Genomic DNA, 18,635 nt, shown 5'->3' with positions numbered 1-18,635 from the left:
GGTTCAGTCCGTCCGGGGCGCGCCCGTGGTGCCCCGGACCACGAGTCGCGGTGCGACGACCTGTTCGCCGTCGGGTACGGCCTCACCGTCGAGGCGGGCGATGGCGCGGCCGACGGCGAGCTGCGCGAGCCGTGGGATGTCCTGGGCGACGGTGGTGAGGTCGATGTGGGCGAGCCGGGACAGGCTGGTGTCGTCGAAGCCGACCACGGAGATCTCGCCGGGAACGGCGACACCGGCCCGCAGGAAGGTGTCGAGTACGCCCGTGGCGCAGCGGTCGTTGAAGGCGAGGACCGCGCTGGGCCGGGGGTTCTCCGCGAGCAGGGTGCGGGCGGCGCGCGCGCCGTCGTCCTCGGTGAGCCCGCCGGGCAGGACCCGGATGTGCTCGTCGAGGCCGTGGCGGTGCATCGCGGTGCGGTAGCCGCGGCGGCGGTCGGCGGCGCCGGGCGCCCGGCCGCCGTCGATGTGGGCTACGGCGCGGTGGCCGAGCGCCACCAGGTGGTCGACGGCCTGGCGGGCGCCCTCGTCGTCGGCGGTGCGGACGACGTCCACGGCCGGCGGAGCGGGCCGTAGCCGCCGCGCGACCGAAACGACCGGGACCTGGGTGGCGAGGTGCGCGAGGCGGGTGGCCGGAACCTCGGGGCCGAGCAGGACCAGTGCCTCGCAGCGGTCGGCGAGCAGTGCCTCCACGGCCTGTCGCTCACCGCGCGTGGGCGCCACCGCGCTGAGCGCCACCTGGTAGCCGGCGGGCTCGGCGGCGGCGTAGATGCCCTCCACCAGGTCGGTGTGGAAGGGATGGCGCAGCCCGAACTGCACGCCGAGCAGGCGTGAGCGGTTGCTGCGCAGCACCCTGGCCCGGGTGTCGGGCCGGTAGCCGAGCTCCTCGGCGGCCTTGAGCACCCGCTCCCGTGAGGCGGTGCTCGCGCCGTAGGCCCCGCGCATCACGATCGAGACCAGCGCGACGGAGACTCCCGCCCGGGCCGCGACATGGGCCAGGGTGGGCCGCTTGCCGTCGGGGAGCTCGGGGGTGGCCGGCACTGAGGTCCTTACGGTCGGGGGGTCGTCGCCTGTCGAGATCCTAGCTGTTCGAGAGGGTTCTGCAACGTTCTAGAAGCATCCCCCGCGAAGCCTTGACACACGCATCCGGCAATGGCGTACTACTGCCATCTAGAACGTTCTAGATGCGCAGCTGGAAGGGCGAGCGATCATGTACACGTTGGCGGTCTGTGCAGAGATGGTCTTCCGGGACCTGCCGATCCACGAGCGGGCGCGGCGCATCCACGAAGCCGGTTTCCAGGTCGAGATCTGGGACTGGACCCGGCACGACCTGGACGCGCTCACGCGCACCCCGGCCGAGTTCTCGTCGATGACGGGCTACATCCGGGGCAGCCTCACCGACGAGGCGGGTGCCGCCGAACTCCTGCGCACCGCCGAGGAGTCGGTCAAGGCCGCCGACCAACTCGGCTGCCCGCGCCTGAACTTGCACGGCACCGGCCTCAACTCCGAGGGCCTGCCGGTGATTCCGGTACGCGGTGAGCCAACGGGCCCGATGTGGATCGCGGCCCACCGCACCCTGACCCGCCTCGCCGAGCTGGGCGAGAGCGCCGGGGTCACCTTCACGCTGGAGAACCTGAACGCCGCGGTCGACCACCCCGGCGTCCCATTCGCGACGGCCGCCGACACCCTGGCCCTGGTCAAGGCCGTGGACCGCCCCGGCCTGCGGATGAACCTCGACCTGTACCACGCGCAGATCGGCGAGGGGAACCTCATCGAACTCGTCCGCAAGGCACACCGTTTGGGCCTGATCGGCGAGATCCAGGTGGCGGACGTACCCGGCCGCCAGGAGCCCGGCACCGGCGAGATCAACTACCCGGCGATCGCCCGCGCCCTCGCCGACCTCGGCTACGACGGCACGGTCGCGATGGAGGCCTGGGCCTCGGACGCCGACAGCGAACGCGCCCTGGACCGCTTCCGCACGGCGTTCACGGTCTGAGCCGGCACCGCCCCCGCACCGCGTTCACGATCTGCCCCGCCACCGCTTCCCACGGCCTCACGGAGGACCCGCATGACCACCCAACTCCCCCTATCCGTCGGCCTCGTGGGCGCGGGCCGCATGGGCTCCTTCCATGCCGAGACCCTCGCCCGCCGGCTGCCCGGCGTCCGCCTCGCCGCCGTCGCCGACCCGGCTCCGGGCGGCGCACGGCGCCTGGCCGACCGACTCGACTGCCCCACCGCGTACACCGAGATCGGCGACCTGTTCGCGGACCCGGCGGTCGACGCGGTGGTGATCGCGACACCGGCCCGCACCCACGCCGACCTGGTCGAGGCGGCGGCACGCGCGGGCAAGGCGGTCTACTGCGAGAAGCCGATGGCAACGACCCTCGCCGACGCCGACCGCGCCATCGCTGCCGCCGCCGAAGCGGGCGTACCACTCCAGGTCGGCTTCAACCGCCGCTACGACGCCGGGTTCCGGGCCGCGCACGACAAGGTGGCCGCGGGCGCCATCGGCACCCCGCAGCTCCTGCGCTCGCTCACCCGCGACCCCAAGCTGGCCGACCCCTCCCCCATCCCGCCGTGGACGATCTTCCTCGAAACCCTCATCCACGACTTCGACACCCTGCGCTACCTCAACCCGGGCTCCGAACCGGTCGAGGTCTTCGCCATGGCCGACGCCCTGGTCCGCCCCGACTTCAAGGACCGCGGCCTGCTCGACACGGCCGTGGTCACGATCCGCTTCGACAACGGCGCCCTCGCCACCGCGGAGGCCAACTTCCAGGCGGTGTACGGCTATGACGTGCGCGGCGAGGTCTTCGGCTCGGCGGGCATGCTGACGATGGGCGACATCCGGCGCACCCATCTGACGTCCTACGGCGCCGACGGCATCGCGGCCGAGACGATCGCCTACGACCAGGACCTGTTCCACGAGGCGTACGCCGCCGAGCTGGCCGACTTCGCCGACAGTGTCCGCACGGGGCGTACCCCGTCGGCCACCGGCGCCGACGCCCGCGCCGCGCTGGCGATCGCGCTGGCGGCCATCAGGTCGGTGGAGAAGGGCGTACCGGTACGCATCGAGGACATCTGAGGTCAAGGAGTGGGCACCACGGCCACCGGGCACTCCGCGTGATGCAGCACCCCGTGCGCGACCGAGCCGATCCGCGCGCCCACCGCCGTACGGTGGGCGCGCCGCCCGACGACCATCAACTGCGCGCGCCCGGCCATCGACAGCAGCACCTGCCCCGCGCTGCCCATCTCGGTGTGCTCGACGACGGGCACATCGGGGAAGCGCTCCCGCCACGGTTCCAGCGCCTCGGCGAGGGCCTTCTTCTCGTACGGCTCCAGGCCGCCGGCCTCGTCGAGGAGCTTCATCGAACCCGGGCTGTAGGCGAAAACGGGAGGCAGGGTCCACGCCCTTACGGCCCGTACGGTCGCCCCACGTGCCGCCGCCGTCTCGAACGCGAAGCCGAGCGCGGCGGCACTGTCCTCGGCGTCTCCCTGCTGCCCCACGACGATCTCGCGCCCGCCGGCTTCCCCGGACGCCTCGTCCCCGGCGCGCACGAGCACGACGGGCCGTACGGCGTCCGCGATCACCTGCTGTCCGACGGACCCGAGCAGGAAGCCGACGACGGGCCCGTGTCCGCGCGAGCCGAGGACCAGCACCTCGGACTCGGCAGCGGCGGCGGTCAGGGTGTCGACGGGGTCGCCCTCCAGGACGTCGGTGGTCACGTCCAGGCCCGGGTGGCGTTCCGCGAGCGTCCGGGCGGCCTCGGCGGCCGCGTCCCGCACCCAGCGGTCCTGGGTCTCCCGGTCCCCCGTGTCGAGGGTGTGGTGCTCCTCGTACCGCCACACATGCGTCACACGCAGCGCCAGTCCCCGCCGTACGGCCTCCCGGCCCGCCCAGGCGAGTGCGGCGAGACTCTCCGCCGATCCGTCGACCCCTGCCGTGATCGGGCGTGTCATTCCGTGGCCTCCCTGTGGTGCGGTCACCTGTGTCGGGCCCAGTCTTCACTACCCTGCGCGCATGACCTTGGAGTGGGAGCAGGTGGTCGTGGACGCGGCCGACCCCGTCGCGCTGGGACGCTGGTGGGCCGAGGCGCTCGACTGGGTGGTGGTGGGCGAGGCGCCGGACGAGTTCGAGATCCGCCCGGAGCCGGAACGCCTGCCCGGGCTGCTGTTCGTGCCGGTGCCCGAGCGCAGGACCGTCAAGAACCGGCTGCATCTGGACTTCAGGCCCGACGACCAGGAGGCCGAGGTGATCCGGCTGCTGGCCCTGGGCGCGCGGACCGTGGACATCGGGCAGGACGAGCAGTCGTGGGTGGTGCTGGCGGATCCGGAGGGGAACGAGTTCTGCGTGTTGCGCTCCCGGAGCCGCTGAGCCGCCGGTCTCGGGCGTAGCGGAGCGCGCCGGGGCGATCGAACATACGATGATGGGGAGCCGGCGCGGTGACAACGGCGCCGCCGTGCCGTGAAGCCGACCACTCGGGGTGGGAGACGTATGGCACAGGCCGCCGAATCCGCGCGGACCGTCATCATGACCGTGGACGACGATCCGGGAGTTTCCCGTGCCGTCGCCCGTGACCTGCGGCGGCGCTACGGCGAGTCGTACCGCATCGTGCGCGCGGAGTCGGGCGAGTCCGCGCTGGACGCGCTGCGCGAGCTGAAGCTGCGCGGGGATCTCGTCGCGGTGATGCTGGCGGACTACCGCATGCCGCAGATGAACGGCATCGAGTTCCTGGAACAGGCCCTCGACATCTATCCGGGCGCCCGTCGGGTTCTGCTGACGGCGTACGCGGACACGGACGCGGCGATCGACGCGATCAACGTCGTGGACCTCGACCACTATCTGCTGAAACCCTGGGACCCGCCCGAGGAGAAGCTCTACCCGGTCCTCGACGACCTCCTGGAGGCGTGGCGGAACAGCGACTACCGGCCCGTGCCCGCCACCAAGGTGGTCGGGCACCGCTGGTCGGCGCGCTCCTCGGACGTGCGGGAGTTCCTGGCCCGCAACCAGGTGCCGTACCGCTGGTACTCGGCGGACAGCCCGGAGGGGCTGCGGCTGCTGTCCGCCGCCGGCCAGGACGGGCAGCGGCTGCCGCTCGTCGTCACGGCCGACGGGTCGGTGCTGGTCGAGCCGGAGGCGCCCGAGCTGGCCGCGGAGGTGGGGCTCGCGACCACGCCCACGGCCGACTTCTACGACCTCGTCGTCATCGGCGGCGGTCCCGCCGGGCTGGGCGCGGCCGTGTACGGGGCCTCGGAGGGGCTGCGGACCGTCCTCGTGGAGCGGTCGGCGACCGGCGGGCAGGCCGGGCAGAGTTCGCGGATCGAGAACTACCTCGGCTTCCCGGACGGTGTGTCCGGGGCACAGCTCACCGACCGGGCAAGGCGACAGGCCACCAAGTTCGGCGCCGAGATCCTCACCGCGCGCGAGGTCACGGGGCTGGAAGTCAACGGGTCGGCCCGGGTGGTGCGTTTCGCGGACGGTTCGGCCGTCGCCGCGCACGCCGTGATCCTGGCGACCGGTGTGTCGTACCGGCAGCTGGAGGCGCCCGGCACGCCCGATCTGACGGGCTGCGGGGTCTACTACGGCTCGGCATTGACCGAGGCCGCGTCCTGCCAGGGCCACGACGTGTACATCGTCGGCGGTGCCAACTCGGCGGGCCAGGCGGCGATGTACCTGGCGCGGGGCGCCAAGTCGGTGACCCTGCTGGTGCGCGGGCCCTCGCTGGCCGCGTCGATGTCGTACTACCTGATCCAGCAGATCAACGAGGCGGAGAACATCTCCGTGCGCACCGGCACCGTCGTCGACGCGGCGCACGGCTCCGACCATCTGGAGCAGCTCACCCTGCGCGACACGGAGACCGGGGCGACCGAACTCGTCGACGCGCAGTGGATGTTCGTGTTCATCGGCGCGGCCCCGCTGACCGACTGGCTGGACGGTGCGGTGCTGCGCGACGAGCGCGGGTTCATCCTGGCCGGGCCCGACCTCAGCGCGGACGGAAAGCCGCCCGCGGGCTGGGAGTTGGACCGGTCGCCGTACCACCTGGAGACCAACATCCCCGGCGTGTTCGTGGCGGGCGACGCGCGCGCCGAGTCCGCGAAACGCGTCGCGTCCGCCGTCGGAGAGGGAGCCATGGCCGTGATGCTCGTCCACCGCTACCTGGAGCAGTCATGAGCGGAAAGGTGCTGCCCTGCAGCCCGCAGGAGATCGGCACGCTGTTCCTGTTCGAGAAGCTGACGCCGGAGCAGCTCGGCCGGCTGTGCTGCGACGGGCAGGTGGAGCAGTTCGAGGCCGGGCCCGTGTACACCGAGGGCGACCCCGCCACCTGCTTCTACGTCATGATCGAGGGCACCGTGGTGCTGTCGCGCCGCGTCGGCGAGGACGACGTGGAGGTCGCGCGGACTTCGCAACGCGGCGTCTACACGGGCGCGATGCAGGCCTACATCGGGGACCGGGTGCAGCAGGTGTACCTCAACTCGATGCGGGTGACGGAGACGACGCGGTTCTTCGTGCTGCCCGCCGAGACCTTCGCGGCCATCATGAGCGAGTGGTTCCCGATGGCGGTCCATCTGCTGGAGGGGCTCTTCTTCGGCCAGAAGAGCAGCCAGTTGGCGATCAGCCAGCGTGAACGGCTGCTGGCGCTGGGCTCGTTGTCGGCCGGGCTCACGCATGAACTCAACAACCCGGCCGCCGCTGCCGTCCGGGCCACCTCGACGCTGCGGGAGCGGGTGGCGAAGATGCGGCACAAGCTCCGTGTCATCTCCTCCGGCCCGTACTCGCGGGAGGACCTCGCCAACCTCATCGACATCCAGGAGCGCACGGCCGAACGGGTCGCCAAGGCACAGACGTTGAGCCCCCTGGAGGCCTCGGACCGTGAGGACCAGCTCACGGACTGGCTCGACGACCACGGTGTCACGGAGTCCTGGCAGATCGCGCCGACGTTCGTGCAGGCCGGCCTCGACGTCGAGTGGCTCGACCAGGTCGCGGCGGCCGTGGACGAGGAGACCCTGCCGGGAGCGATCGGCTGGCTCAACTACACGGTCGAGACAGAGCTGTTGATGACGGAGATCGAGGACTCCACGACCAGGATCTCGAATCTGGTCGGCGCCGCCAAGCAGTACTCGCAGCTGGACCGCGCGCCCTACCAGGTCGCCGATGTGCACGAACTCCTCGACAGCACACTGCTGATGCTCGGCGCGAAGGTCGGCGACCGGATCAAGGTCGTCAAGGAGTACGACCGGACGCTCCCGAAGATCCCGGCCTACCCGGCGGAGCTCAACCAGGTGTGGACGAACCTGATCGACAACGCGGTCTCCGCCATGAACAGCGCGGGCGGGGAAGGCACGTTGACGGTGCGGACGGCGCTGGTGCGCGATCAGCTGATGGTGGAGTTCCGTGACACGGGGCCGGGTGTTCCGGCGGAGATCCGCAGCCGTATCTTCGATCCGTTCTTCACCACCAAGCCGGTGGGCGAGGGCACGGGCCTCGGTCTGGACATCTCCTGGCGGATCGTCGTGAACAAGCACCACGGCACGCTCCAGGTGGAGTCGGTGCCGGGCGACACCCGCTTCCAGGTCCTGCTTCCGCTCACCGCCACGGACAACGAGACGCCCGAGGAGTCCGCATGACCGACATCACCGGAATCGACCCCAGTGTCCCGCCGAGCGGTGCAGGCTGCGTGGAGTGCGAGGCGGCCCAGGGCTGGTGGTTCCATCTCCGGCGGTGTGCGCAGTGCGGTCATGTCGGCTGTTGCGACGACTCCCCCTCCAAGCACGCCACGGCCCACTACCAGTCCACGGGCCACCCGTTCATCCAGAGCTACGAGCCGGGCGAGGACTGGTTCTGGAACTTCAGCACCTCCGAGCTCTACGACTCCGGGCCCGAACTCACCGCCCCGGTGAGCCACCCGAAGGACCAGCCGGTGCCGGGTCCGGCGGGACGCGTGCCGGCGAACTGGGCCGAGACACTGCGCTGACCCCGACTGCCGGGCGGGAGCCGCCTTCCGCCCGGTGGCCAGGTGCGTTGTCAGCGGCGCGTGCCAGGATGGGGGCGTGTCGCAATCCGTAGCAGCAGCGCCGCTCATCGGCCGGGACGACGAAGTCGCCCGCCTCGCCGGTGTACTGGAGCGTGCCCGGGCGGGCACGGCCGGGGCGGTGCTGATCGCCGGGGACGCTGGCGTCGGCAAGACCCGGGTCCTCGACGAGGTGGCGGCGCGGGCGACGGACGCCGGCATGACCGTCCTGACCGGGCACTGTGTCGACCTCGGCGACGTCGGACTGCCCTATCTGCCGTTCACCGAGATCCTCGGAGCGCTCGCCGGGGACGACCGTTTCGCCGCCGCCCTGGCCGCGCATCCGGCGGTCGACCGGCTGCTCGGCGCCGGCACGGACGCGGCACGCGACGCGGGCGGCAGACTTCGCCTCCTCGAGGGCATCGCGGGACTGCTCGCCGACCTCTCCGACATCGCTCCCCTGCTGCTGGTCCTGGAGGACCTGCACTGGGCCGACCAGTCCTCCCGCGACCTCCTCCGCTTCCTTCTCAGCCGGGGCATCCTCCAGCGCCCGGCGGGCGGCGCGCCCACCCACCGCCTAGCGGTGTTCGCGTCGTACCGCGCGGACGACCTCCACCGACGCCATCCCCTACGGCCCCTGCTCGCCGAGTTGGTGCGGCTGCCCGCCGTGGAGCGCCTGGAGCTGCGGCCCATGAGGGACGCGGAGGTCGCCCGGCTGGTGCGCGCGCTGCGCACGGGCCCGGTGCCGGACGGCACGGTCCGCCGGATCGTGGAGCGCGCCGAGGGAAACGCCTTCTACGCCGAGGAGTTGCTCGCGGCGACCGACATGGAGGCGGGCGGGGTGCCGAGCGGTCTGGCCGACGTCCTGCTGATCCGTTTCGAGCAACTCTCCGACACCGCCCAGCTGGTGCTGCGCACCGCCGCCGTCGCGGGTCGCCGGGTCGAGTACGACCTGCTGCGGGACGCGGTCCAACTCCCGGAGGACGAGCTGGAGTCGGCGCTGCGGGAGGCCGTCGAGCGGCAGCTCCTGGTCCCCGGGCACGGCGACACATACTCCTTCCGGCACGCCCTCGCCCGCGAGGCGGTCTACGCGGATCTGCTCCCCGGCGAGCGCTCCCGGCTGCACGGCTCCTTCGCCCGCCTCCTCGCCGGGCGCGGGCACCCCGCCGAGAGCGCGGCCGAGCGCGCCCACCACTATCGCGAGAGCCACGACCTGGCCGAGGCCCTGGCCGCTTCCCTGGAGGCCGCCGACCACGCCCAGCGCGTGGGCGCGCCCGCCGAGGAGCTACGGCATCTCGAAACCGCCCTCGATCTGTGGCGGTCGGTCGACCCGGCGGCCCGACCGTCCGGCGAGGGCATCGACAGCGTGACCCTCACCCTGCGCGCCTCCGCGGCGGCAGCGCACGCCGGGGACGCGCACCGCGCGGTCTCCCTCACCCGGTCCGCGCTCGCCGGGATCGGCCAGGACACGGACGCCGAACTGGCCGCCCGGGTCCGCTACACGCTGGCCGGCAACCTCATGGGCGTCGACAGCCTCACCGCCGCGTTCGCCTACAGCAGCGAGGCCCTCGCGATGATCCCGGCCGAACCGCCCTCGCGGACCTGGGTGTGGGCGGCGGCCACCCATGTACTGACGGCGCGGCAGGTCGGTGAGGACGAGATCGCGCTGCGGGTCGCCCGGCAGGCCCTGCGTATCGCCGAGGAACTCCAACTGGTCGACGCCCGGGCCGATCTGCTGATCTCGCTGGCCACGCTCGAAAAGGGCGGCCGGCGCACGAAGGAGGGCCGCGAGCGCCTCGCCCAGGCCCGCGAGCTGGCCCGGCAGGCCGGGCATGCGCCCGTGGAGATGCGCGCCCTGTTCCATCTGGCCATCGGCAACTTCGAGTCCGGGCACCTGGAGGAGTCCCTGCCCTGGCTCACCGAGGGCCTGGACCGGGCCCGTCGCGCCGGACTGCTGTCCTCGCCGTACCCGCTGGAGATGCGCTATCTCCAACTCCTGGTGCTGTACACACTCGGCCGCTGGGACGAGTGCGACAAGGTCGCCACGAGCGACGCGAAGGTGTTGCCGCGGATGGGCGGCTTCACCATGGGACCCGCGCTGTATGTGGCCCTGGCGCGCGGGGACCTGAGGGCCGCCGACCGGGCGCGTGCCCTGCTGGAGGGGCCGTTCGACTGGATGGCCGCCATGGTGGCGGGCATCGCGCTGACCGACGCCGGTGGCCTGCGGGACGATCCGGAGGCTGCCGTGGAGGCGATGCACTCGGCGGTCGCGGCGCTCACCGACGATTCCGGCCGGCGTCCCGACCTGACGGTCCGGCTCGCCGCCCTCGCCCTCGCCCCGGTCGCCGACCGGGCCGCCGCGCTGCGGCTGACGGGCGACGAGGCGGGGGTGGGGCGATGGACGGAGACCGCGACGGAACTCGTAGAACTGGCACGGGCCGTGGCACAAGAGGGCGACGGCCACCGGCCGCAGGGGCCGGAAGGAATGGCCTGGCTCGCCCGCGCCGAGGCGGAGTGGACGCGAGCGACCACGGGACCGGACGCGGCGGCCTGGGAGAAGGCGGTGACCGCGTTCGACTACGGCGATGTCTACGAACGCGCGCGCTGCCAATTCCGGTTCGCCGAAGCCCTGTTGGCGGCCGACCGACGCGAGGAGGCCGCCGCCCAGGCCCGTGCGGCCCGGGAGACGGCCGTCCGGCTCGGTGCCGCGCCCCTGCTCGCGCGGCTGGAGGCGCTCGTCCGCCGTGGCCGCCTCGGCGACCCGGTGGCGGACGGCGGGGACGCCGGGGAGCGCCCCTCGCCGCTGACGGCCCGCGAGCAGGATGTGCTGCGCCTGCTCGCGCTAGGCCGCAGCAACCGCCAGATCGGTGAGGAGCTGTTCATCACCGGCAAGACGGCGAGCGTCCATGTCTCCAACATCCTCGCGAAGCTGGGCGCCGCGAGCCGTACGGAGGCGGTGGCGATCGCCTACCGGCAGGGGCTGATCACCCCGGAGGCGACGGCGTCCGGCTGAGGTTCACCGTCCGCAGTCGAGAGCGGCGAGGTCGACCGCGTCGGCCATGGCCTGCATTCCCTTGTCGTTCGGGTGCAGATGGTCGCCGCCGTCGAAGAAGGGCAGCATCCTTTCCTGGTCGTATGGGCTGCGGAGGATGTGGTCGAAGTCGGTGACGGCGTCGAACTCCCCGCTGTCCTTGATGAACTGGTTCACCTCCTGGCGTACCGCCTCGCCCGCCCGGTCCCATTCGGACCAGCCCTCGAACGGTCCGACCGTGGCGCCGACGACACACTTCCCGGCCGTGTGCGCCCGGGCGATGATCTCGCGGTAGCCGACGATCAGGTCCTGGGCGGTGACGCCGCTGTGGGCCTTGATGTCGTTGACGCCTTCGAACAGGAACACCGTGCGGACACCGGGCTGCGACAGGACGTCCCGTTGCAGCCGGTTGAGGGCGCTCTGCCCGGCGCCGTCAGCGAGCACCTTGTTGCCGGAGATCCCTTCGTTCGCGACTCCCTTGACGGTCGTGCCGGCCCGCTGGAGCCGTCGGGCCAGGTAGTCGGGCCAGCGTCGGTTCTGGTCGGTCGTGCTCGCCCAGCCGTCCGTGATGGAGTCGCCGAGGGCGACCACGCCGCCGGTGTCCGCGCCGGTCCGTACGGTGACGGCGTCGAGGTAGTACCAGGAGCCGATGGTGTCGGTCCAGGCCGTGCCGCTCTCCTCGGACGTGTGGTCGCCCTGGGTCGCGTACGACGTCTGCATGGCGAGTCCGTGACCGGTCGCCGGGCCCGCCGCGTCCGGGCTGTGGATGCTCACCACCAGGTTGGTGGCGGCGGGCAGTGCGCCGGTCAGCGAGTCGCTGTACGCGGTCGCCCCGGCGGGGACGGTGACCGACCGTCCGCCGCCGAAGGTGAGCCGCCGGTTGGAACGGGGCACCAGCGCGGCGCCCTCCTTCTGCACGCCCGCGTAGACGCTGTCGAAGGTCACCGGCCGGTCGCCGAAGGCGTTGGAGAGCCGGATCCGCAGATCGGTGCCCGCGGCACTGGTGTGCACGATCAGGCGGTAACTGCGGCCGGCTACTCCGTCGCCCATGCGGTCGGCGCTCGCTCCCCAGGTGACGACGGTGTGCGAACCGGCCGAGGGCTCCGCAGGGGCCGTGGGCTCCGGCTGTGCCTGCGCGGGCACGGCCTGAAGAACCACGGCCATCATCAGGAGAGCCAGCCCACGGCTCAACCGTGCCCGTCCGCCCGTCACCGCGCGAAGTCCCGCAACGTGACGGATCCGCCCGGCGTCAGCCGCACCGTCTGTGTGCTGGTGCCGAAGGCCACCGTCGTGGTCCGGCCGTTGATACTGCGGATCTTCACCTCGGTCGGCCTCCCGTTCTTCCAGTGGAGGTCCACGACGAAGCCGCCACGGGCACCGACACCGGTGACGGACCCGGACTCGGCCCACGCGTCGGGGAGGGCCGGGAGGAGTTCCAGATGCCCGGGCCTGGAGTAGAGGAGCATCTCGATCATGGCGGCGGGGGTGCCGAAGTTGGCCTCGATCTGGAAGATGCCACGGCCCACCTCGACCTGGTAGATGTCGAAGAGGTTGGAGGCGGTGCCGTTGCTGCCGTCGGTGGACGGGCGGAGGTTGTTCACCACCAACTGGTACGCCTTCTCGGCGTTCTTGAGCCGCGACCAGCACAGACTGCGCCAGGCGTTGGCCCAGCCGAAGCTTTCCATGCCGCGGGCGGTGAGCAGAGCGGTGGCGCCGTCGACGATGCCCTTCGGGGTGGAGCCGTCGGGGCGGATGCGGTCGCCGGGGAAGAGTCCGATGAGCGGGGACAGGTGCCGGTGTGTGGTCTCGCCGAGGTTGTCCGGGGACATCCACTCCTCCAGCCAGCCCGTCTTGGGGCTGACCACCGGGAGGTACAGCTTCTTGCGGAGTCCGGCGATCGTGCCCGCGTAGCCGGTGTCCTTCTTCAACTCGGCCGCCGCGACGCAGTAGTTGCCGAACAGCGCCCACACCAGTTCCTGGGCGTAGGTGATGCCCTTCGCGTCGAGCGGACCCTGTTCGGGCGACCAGTCGCTGTCGGCGATCAGCACCTCCTTCGAGCTGCCGGGCAGGGTCGTGGTGAGCAGCCGCGCCTCCCAGAACTCGACGGCGCCCTTGAGAAGCGGGTAGATCTTCGCGAGGTGCGCGCGTGAGCCCGTGAACTCGTAGTGCTCCCAGAGGGTGTTGCTCAGCCAGGCGTTACCGGCCGGGTGCCACCACCAACCTCCGCCGCCGTAGGGGTTGGTGGAGATGGCGACGGTCCAACCGGCGTTCTGCCCGCTGGAGTTGCGGTAGCGGTTGCGGGAGTCGTTGAAGAGTCTGCGGGTGACGTCGGCCCAGTCGGGAAGCTGGGCGACGCAGTAGTCGGTGAACGCGTCGAAGCACTGGGAGAGTCCGGCGCGGTCGGCCATCCAGTAGTTCATCTGGATGTTGATGTCGGTGTGGTAGTCCCCCATCCAGTCGGGGTCGTTGCCGTCGAGCCAGTTCCCCTGGAGGCCCATCGGCAGACTCCCCCGGGAGCCGGCGATCATCAGATACCGGCCGAACTGGAGGTAGGAGGCTTCGAGTTCGGGGTCGGGCACGCCCTCGCGGGCCCGGGCCTGGATGCGCTCCCAGGTGTCCAGGGCGCGCTGGTCGTCGGACGAGGTGCCGAGCGAGATGCCCAGCTGCCCGAACAGCGTGCCGTGGTCGGCGACATGGGTGCGCAGCAGAGTGTTCGCCGAGTGCTTGGCGGCTGCGGCGACCTTGGTGCGGGCCAGCTTCTGCGGGTCGAGGGACGGATCGCGGTAGTGGGCCGCCGAATTGGGCGCGTAGTTGGTGCCGCCGCTGAGCACGACGGTGACGTCCTTGCATCCGGAGAAGGCGACGCGCGTGCCGTTCACCGTGACGCTGCCGCCGGTGCCGTACGCCGTGACGGCGGCGCCGTAGCGCAGGCCGTTGGCCAGGGTGCCGCCGAACGAGCGGGCGTCCGCAGCGGGTTCGCCGTGCGTGCCCGCCAGGTCGACGGTGCCGGTGTAGCGTCCGCCGCCGTTCTGGGTGAAGTGCAGGACGATCACGTCGTCGGGGCGGCTGGCGAACAGCTGCCGCTGGTACGTCACTCCGGAGCGGACGTACGAGGTGGTCGCCACGCCCTGCTCCAGGTCGAGGGTGCGGCGGTAGCCGGAGACCGCGCCCAGGTCGTGGTCGGGGATGTCGACGGTGAGCCGGGCCAGCAGGGTGAGGGAGCCGAAATCGGCGCGGCCGTAGGGGAATTGGCCGTCCGAGTCGAGGGTGTCGTTGAGGCCGCCGGTCCACATGGTGGCGTCGGTGATGAGGAGGACCTCGTGGCCGGGGTCGTTGCCGGCGAGGGCGCCGAGCCGGCCGTTGCCGACGGGGAGACCCTGTTCGATCATCGAGTTGTCGTCGGCGGGGGCCTGCCACCACAGGGTGTTGGGTGAAGTGCCGCCGCGGTAGGTGGAGTTGGCGGGTCGCTCGGGTGCGGCCGAGGCGGTGAAGGCGGGCAGGCCGGCGAGGGCGCCGGTGGCCGCGGCGAGGGCGAGCAGATTGCGTCTGGGCAGGTCGGGCAGTGCACTGGACATGATGGGTCTCCGCAAAGGTCGGCTCAGGAGGAGGACTTGGGCACGTCGATCCGGTCGATGTCCGGTGCGTAGCTCGAACCGCTGTCGAAGGTGATGGTGTTGGCGCCCGCCTTCAACGTGACCGGCACGCTGACCGATCCGACGGTCCCCCAGTCGCCGGTGGACGGGAACTTGTGGCTGGTGGCGCCGTTGCCGTTCGCGGAGATCGCGACCGAGCGGGAGTCGCCGCTGACGTAGGCGATCTTCACCTGGTAGGTGCCTGCCTTGGCGGCGACGACGTTGTTGACGGTGAGCTTGCCGCCGAGGTAGAGGTTGCCGACCTTGTGGGCGCCCGAACAGGCCGAGCAGTCCGCGATGTTGGCGTTGCCGCTCAGGGTGTTGGTGGTGGCCTCGGCCTCGTAGGCGGTCGAGGTGACGGCGCTGCCGTGCGGGGTGACGGTGAAGAGGCGGGAGCCGTGGGCGGGCAGGGCCTCGGTCACCTTGTTGGTGAAGGAGCCGAGGTCCTCGTGGTTCCAGAGGTCACGGACGTCGGCCTTGCCTTTGAAGCCGAGGGTCGCCCAGTTCGCGGAGACGGCGGCGGGGGCGCCGGCGAGGTTGAACAGGGCGACGGTGTAGGTGCCGTTGGGGTTCTTGGCGGCCCACACCTGCTGGGCGTCGGACGGGGTGACGGGGCGGGCGGGCGGCGCGTCGCTCTGGTCGACGGCGATGACCTCACGGTTGGTGAGCAGGGAGAGGCCGTAGTCGTCGAGCTTGGTGAGGTCGTCGCCGGTGAACAGCGGGGACTTGGCGACGGCCCAGAGGGTGGCGTAGCTCTGGCGTTCCGCCTTGGTCAGGCCGTCCATCGCGCCGTTGCCGACGTCGAGGGAGTCGAGGTCGTTCCAGCCGCCGGGGCCTGCCCTGTCGGTCCAGGCGGGGGCGTCGTCCCAGCGGTCGTCGACCGAGTTCTCCCAGCTGACAAGGGTGTTGCAGTAGCACTCGACGTCGGTGTCGATGCGCCAGCCGTTGGAGTACTTCTTCCAGTCGGCGGCGTGCCCGTAGTCGAGGGACCAGGAGAGTTCGAGGTGGATGGGGCGTCCGGTGGCGGTGATGGCCTTGTTCCAGGCGGCCACGTCGGCAACGTTGTCGTATTGATCACCGCTCTTGCCCGAACCGGGGCCGACACCGTCCAGCTTGAGGAAGTCGTAGCCCCAGCCGGCGATCAACTGGGCCTGGGAGTCTATGTACTTCTGGGCGCAGGGCCGCGAGAAGTCGATCTTGTAGGCGCTGTCCCAGCCGTTGGTGGTGCGCAGGTCGCTGTAGACGATGTCGGCGGTGGTGCAGCCGTCGGCGTTCCAGATGGGCGTCTTCCCGTCGCCGTAGGCCCCCTTCTCCAGGCCCGCGGGCAGATAGATGCCGGCTTTGAGGCCCTTGGAGTGGATGCGGTCGGCGACGGCCTTCATGCCGCTGGGGAAGCGGACCGGGTCGGCCTTCTGGCGGCCGTACTCGTCGAATCCGGACTTCCAGGTCTTGTCCATCCACCAGCCGGCGTCGATGTTGACGTGGTCGTAGCCGTACTTCTTCAGCTTGTCGGCGAGCGCGTCCGTCTGCTTGTTGACGTTCGCCTCGGTGAGGTAGCTGTAGTCGCCGTCCGGGTTGAGGCCGGGGTACTTGGACGACTGCATGCTCCAACTCGACCAGCCCATATAGGGCTTGGCCGCTACGGCGGGTGCGGTGTCCGCGTGCGCGGTGGGGAGGTGGGTGGCGAACCCTGCGGTGAGGGCCAGGACCACCATGGCTCTCAGGGCGCGAACGGGCGTGAGGGAGTACATCGTTGGGCTCCTCGTGCGGGTCGGAGGGTGATCGTGCGGGCTAGTCGGCGGCTCGGATGAAGGACTGGATCGCGGTGGCTGCGGCCCCGCGCGCCCACTCGTCGAAGGGCAGCGGGCGGGTGCGCACGTCGCAGCGGGCGGCGGAGCCGAAGGCGGCCTCGGCGAAGGAGTCGCGGATCTGCTCGGCGAACAGGTCGTAGGCGGCGAGGCCTTCGCCGGAGATGATCACGCGTTCGGGGCCGAGCAGGTTGGCCACGGTCGCGATGCCCCGGCCGATCGCCTCCCCGGCCCGTGCGTAGACCTCGCGGGCTCCGGCATCGCCCCGGTGGGCGAGGGCCACGGCCTCCGAGGTGTCGGCGACCTGAACACCCGTCACCTCTCTGACGCGGGCGACGATCGCGGCGTCCCCGGCGATCGCCTCGACGCAGCCGCGGTTGCCGCAGTAGCAGCGGGGCCCGGCGGGATCGACGACGACATGACCGATCTCGCCCGCGACACCGTGGGCGCCGGCGACGACCCGGCCGTGCACGACCAGTCCGCAGCCGATGCCCGCGCCGACGGTCACCACGGCGAAGTCCGTGAGCCCGGCGCCGGCGCCGAACCACTGCTCGGCGACGGTCAGCGCGCGCACGTCGTTGTCGACGGTGACCGGCAACCCCGTTGTCATGGCGGCCAGTTCGGCGAGCGGCACGTCACGCCACTCCAGGAACGGCGAGTAGCGGACGACCCCCTCTCCGCGGTCCACGTCGCCGGAGACCGCGAGACCGAGGCCGACCACCTGGATGCCCAAGTCGTCCGCCTCGGTGCGGAGTTCCTGGGCCAGGTCCCCGATCGAGGCCAGAACCGCCCGGGGGTCGCGGTCGGTCAGCGGCACGTGGCGGGCGACCCGGATACGGCAGCACAGGTCGGTGAGGACGCCGATGATCTCGTCGCCGGTCACCTTGACCCCGATGAACAGCGCGCGCCCACCGTCGACCCGTACGAGGTTCGCGGGCCGCCCCAGCGCCGGAGCCGCGTCCTCGTCGGCGCCCTCCGTCAGATACCCCGCCCCGATCAGCGGCCGGACCGCCTTGGTCACGGCCGCCGCCGAAAGACCGGCCCGGCGGGCCACCTCGAGACGGGTGAGGGGGCCGTGGGACAGCACGGTCGTGAACACCTGTGAGGCGGCCGGCGTGTGGGCCGGGAACGACTCGGTGTGGGGGATCAAGCGCATGGCCGGAACCTAGATGGCTTCTTTTCCGTCGTCAATGAAAGAAGCAGGATTCGTCCGGTCCAAGTTGACGGCAGGTCCAACGGAGCCGCCCGCGGCCGGAGTCGCGTTGTCAGTGCCGGGCGGCACAATCGCCGTATGACGACGATCGACTGGTCCGAGCTGACCCACGCCTACGGCAGCGCCGAGGACATCCCCGGCCTGTTCGCGCGCCTCGGCGGCTCCGAGGACGACGCGGTGTGGCAGGAGTTGTGGGGTTCCCTGTGTCACCAGGGTTCGGTGTACGACGCGAGCTGGGCCGCGATGCCCGTGCTCGTCGACATCGCGCTGGAGCGGGCACCGGGCGGGGCGATACAGGCGGTCACCATGGCCGGGCTGATCACCACGGACCCGGACGAGGACTGTCACAAGCGCTATGCGGGCGAGATAGGCCAACTGCTCGATGTGGCACGCCGGTTGCGCGCCGACCCGACGCAGGACGCGCACACCTTCGTCTATCTGCAGATGGCCGTGCTCGCCTTCGAGGGCGGCGAGGTGTGGGCCGAGGCTTTGGAGGGTGTGAACAGCGAGGAGTACGACCTCGAATGCCCCGAGTGCGAGGAGGGCCTGTACGTCGCGTTCGGTTCGTACGGCATCTTCACGTCGGCCGGCGACTACGTGACCGGCACGGGCAAGGAGGAGAACACGGAGGGGCGGACGGAGTTGATACCGGCCACGGCCGACGTACTCGACGGCATCGGTGCGCGGCTGCACGGCGAGGCGGTCGAGTTCGGGCAGACGGAGGTCGCGACGGCGTTGACGTATGTGTTCGGGAAGGCGAGCTGCCCTTCCTGCGAGGCCGAGTTCACGGTGTCGGAGGAGGTCGAGAAGCAGTGGATCTGAAGCGACCGGACGTGGGGGGGGGGCCCCCCGGGGGGGGGGCCCCCCCCGGGCCCACCCCGGGGGCCCCCGCGGGGTGGGGGGCGCGCGCGGGTACCCCGGCCCCCCCCCCGGGGCCGCGGGGGGTGC

14 protein-coding genes are annotated in these 18,635 nt (G+C 71.5%); 8 read left to right on the top strand and 6 right to left on the bottom strand.

Going from position 1 to position 18,635, the window contains the following annotated elements; genetic code table 11:
* Window positions 1–3: 3 nt before the first annotated feature.
* Window positions 4–1,035: a LacI family DNA-binding transcriptional regulator gene (locus ACFXC1_RS07065; protein ID WP_381239889.1), complete on the bottom strand. Its 1,032-nt coding sequence runs from the start codon at window positions 1,033–1,035 to the stop codon at window positions 4–6.
* Window positions 1,036–1,204: 169 nt separating this feature from the next.
* Between ACFXC1_RS07065 and ACFXC1_RS07060 the strand changes: the two genes are divergently transcribed.
* Window positions 1,205–1,990, top strand: coding sequence for a TIM barrel protein (locus ACFXC1_RS07060; protein ID WP_381239887.1), 786 nt, complete (start codon window positions 1,205–1,207; stop codon window positions 1,988–1,990).
* Between the two features lie 72 nt (window positions 1,991–2,062).
* Entirely contained in the window at window positions 2,063–3,079 is a 1,017-nt protein-coding gene (locus ACFXC1_RS07055; RefSeq protein ID WP_381239885.1) for a Gfo/Idh/MocA family oxidoreductase, read from the top strand.
* A gap of 2 nt (window positions 3,080–3,081) precedes the next feature.
* Here the strand turns inward: ACFXC1_RS07055 and ACFXC1_RS07050 are convergent, their stop codons facing one another.
* On the bottom strand, window positions 3,082–3,954 hold the full coding sequence (locus ACFXC1_RS07050) for a universal stress protein (protein WP_381239883.1): 873 nt from the start codon (window positions 3,952–3,954) through the stop codon (window positions 3,082–3,084).
* 61 nt (window positions 3,955–4,015) lie between these two features.
* Here ACFXC1_RS07050 and ACFXC1_RS07045 point away from each other — a divergent pair, with 61 nt between their 5' ends.
* From ACFXC1_RS07045 to ACFXC1_RS07025, 5 genes are all read left to right on the top strand, one after another.
* The gene (locus tag ACFXC1_RS07045; protein WP_381239880.1) at window positions 4,016–4,369 is read left to right on the top strand and encodes a VOC family protein; all 354 of its coding nucleotides are present in this window, start codon (window positions 4,016–4,018) and stop codon (window positions 4,367–4,369) included.
* Window positions 4,370–4,489: 120 nt separating this feature from the next.
* Entirely contained in the window at window positions 4,490–6,166 is a 1,677-nt protein-coding gene (locus tag ACFXC1_RS07040) for an NAD(P)/FAD-dependent oxidoreductase (RefSeq protein WP_381239878.1), read from the top strand.
* Window positions 6,163–7,620, top strand: coding sequence for an ATP-binding protein (locus ACFXC1_RS07035; protein ID WP_381239876.1), 1,458 nt, complete (start codon window positions 6,163–6,165; stop codon window positions 7,618–7,620). The genes ACFXC1_RS07040 and ACFXC1_RS07035 overlap by 4 nt, the downstream gene beginning before the upstream one ends.
* Entirely contained in the window at window positions 7,617–7,967 is a 351-nt protein-coding gene (locus ACFXC1_RS07030; protein ID WP_381239874.1) for a UBP-type zinc finger domain-containing protein, read from the top strand. The genes ACFXC1_RS07035 and ACFXC1_RS07030 overlap by 4 nt, the downstream gene beginning before the upstream one ends.
* 76 nt (window positions 7,968–8,043) lie before the next feature.
* Window positions 8,044–11,016 (top strand): helix-turn-helix transcriptional regulator, encoded by a 2,973-nt coding sequence (locus tag ACFXC1_RS07025; protein ID WP_381239871.1) that lies wholly within the window; start codon window positions 8,044–8,046, stop codon window positions 11,014–11,016.
* Window positions 11,017–11,019: 3 nt separating this feature from the next.
* On the opposite strand, the gene ACFXC1_RS07020 is transcribed toward ACFXC1_RS07025, so the two are convergent.
* Genes ACFXC1_RS07020 through ACFXC1_RS07005 form a run of 4 tightly spaced genes read right to left on the bottom strand, consistent with a single transcriptional unit; the run spans window position 11,020 to window position 17,630 of the window.
* Window positions 11,020–12,201 (bottom strand): SGNH/GDSL hydrolase family protein, encoded by a 1,182-nt coding sequence (locus ACFXC1_RS07020; protein ID WP_381241116.1) that lies wholly within the window; start codon window positions 12,199–12,201, stop codon window positions 11,020–11,022.
* A 41-nt stretch (window positions 12,202–12,242) separates the two neighbouring features.
* Window positions 12,243–14,609, bottom strand: coding sequence for a glycosyl hydrolase family 95 catalytic domain-containing protein (locus tag ACFXC1_RS07015; RefSeq protein WP_381239868.1), 2,367 nt, complete (start codon window positions 14,607–14,609; stop codon window positions 12,243–12,245).
* Between the two features lie 23 nt (window positions 14,610–14,632).
* Complete coding sequence (locus ACFXC1_RS07010; RefSeq protein ID WP_381239865.1) at window positions 14,633–16,417, bottom strand: alpha-galactosidase D; 1,785 nt, start codon at window positions 16,415–16,417, stop codon at window positions 14,633–14,635.
* Between the two features lie 40 nt (window positions 16,418–16,457).
* Complete coding sequence (locus ACFXC1_RS07005) at window positions 16,458–17,630, bottom strand: ROK family transcriptional regulator (RefSeq protein ID WP_381239862.1); 1,173 nt, start codon at window positions 17,628–17,630, stop codon at window positions 16,458–16,460.
* Window positions 17,631–17,765: 135 nt separating this feature from the next.
* Between ACFXC1_RS07005 and ACFXC1_RS07000 the strand changes: the two genes are divergently transcribed.
* A complete protein-coding gene (locus tag ACFXC1_RS07000; RefSeq protein ID WP_381239860.1) occupies window positions 17,766–18,509 on the top strand; it encodes a hypothetical protein in 744 nt (247 codons plus the stop codon).
* Window positions 18,510–18,635 lie beyond the last annotated feature (126 nt).

Origin of the sequence: Streptomyces hokutonensis (genome assembly GCF_042751305.1) — a bacterium.
GTDB lineage: Bacteria > Actinomycetota > Actinomycetes > Streptomycetales > Streptomycetaceae > Streptomyces > Streptomyces hokutonensis_A.
Note: the sequence above shows the minus strand (reverse complement) of the source record. Positions and strands in the feature narration are given on the sequence as shown.

Bases quoted from the DNA above. Each gene is read 5' to 3' on its own strand.
- ACFXC1_RS07060 (WP_381239887.1), top strand. From the start codon at position 1,205: ATGTACACGTTGGCGGTCTGTGCAGAGATGGTCTTCCGGGACCTGCCG.
- ACFXC1_RS07055 (WP_381239885.1), top strand. From the start codon at position 2,063: ATGACCACCCAACTCCCCCTATCCGTCGGCCTCGTGGGCGCGGGCCGC.
- ACFXC1_RS07050 (WP_381239883.1), bottom strand. From the start codon at position 3,954: ATGACACGCCCGATCACGGCAGGGGTCGACGGATCGGCGGAGAGTCTC.
- ACFXC1_RS07045 (WP_381239880.1), top strand. From the start codon at position 4,016: ATGACCTTGGAGTGGGAGCAGGTGGTCGTGGACGCGGCCGACCCCGTC.
- ACFXC1_RS07040 (WP_381239878.1), top strand. From the start codon at position 4,490: ATGGCACAGGCCGCCGAATCCGCGCGGACCGTCATCATGACCGTGGAC.
- ACFXC1_RS07035 (WP_381239876.1), top strand. From the start codon at position 6,163: ATGAGCGGAAAGGTGCTGCCCTGCAGCCCGCAGGAGATCGGCACGCTG.
- ACFXC1_RS07030 (WP_381239874.1), top strand. From the start codon at position 7,617: ATGACCGACATCACCGGAATCGACCCCAGTGTCCCGCCGAGCGGTGCA.
- ACFXC1_RS07020 (WP_381241116.1), bottom strand. From the start codon at position 12,201: ATGATGGCCGTGGTTCTTCAGGCCGTGCCCGCGCAGGCACAGCCGGAG.
- ACFXC1_RS07015 (WP_381239868.1), bottom strand. From the start codon at position 14,609: ATGTCCAGTGCACTGCCCGACCTGCCCAGACGCAATCTGCTCGCCCTC.
- ACFXC1_RS07010 (WP_381239865.1), bottom strand. From the start codon at position 16,417: ATGTACTCCCTCACGCCCGTTCGCGCCCTGAGAGCCATGGTGGTCCTG.
- ACFXC1_RS07005 (WP_381239862.1), bottom strand. From the start codon at position 17,630: ATGCGCTTGATCCCCCACACCGAGTCGTTCCCGGCCCACACGCCGGCC.
- ACFXC1_RS07000 (WP_381239860.1), top strand. From the start codon at position 17,766: ATGACGACGATCGACTGGTCCGAGCTGACCCACGCCTACGGCAGCGCC.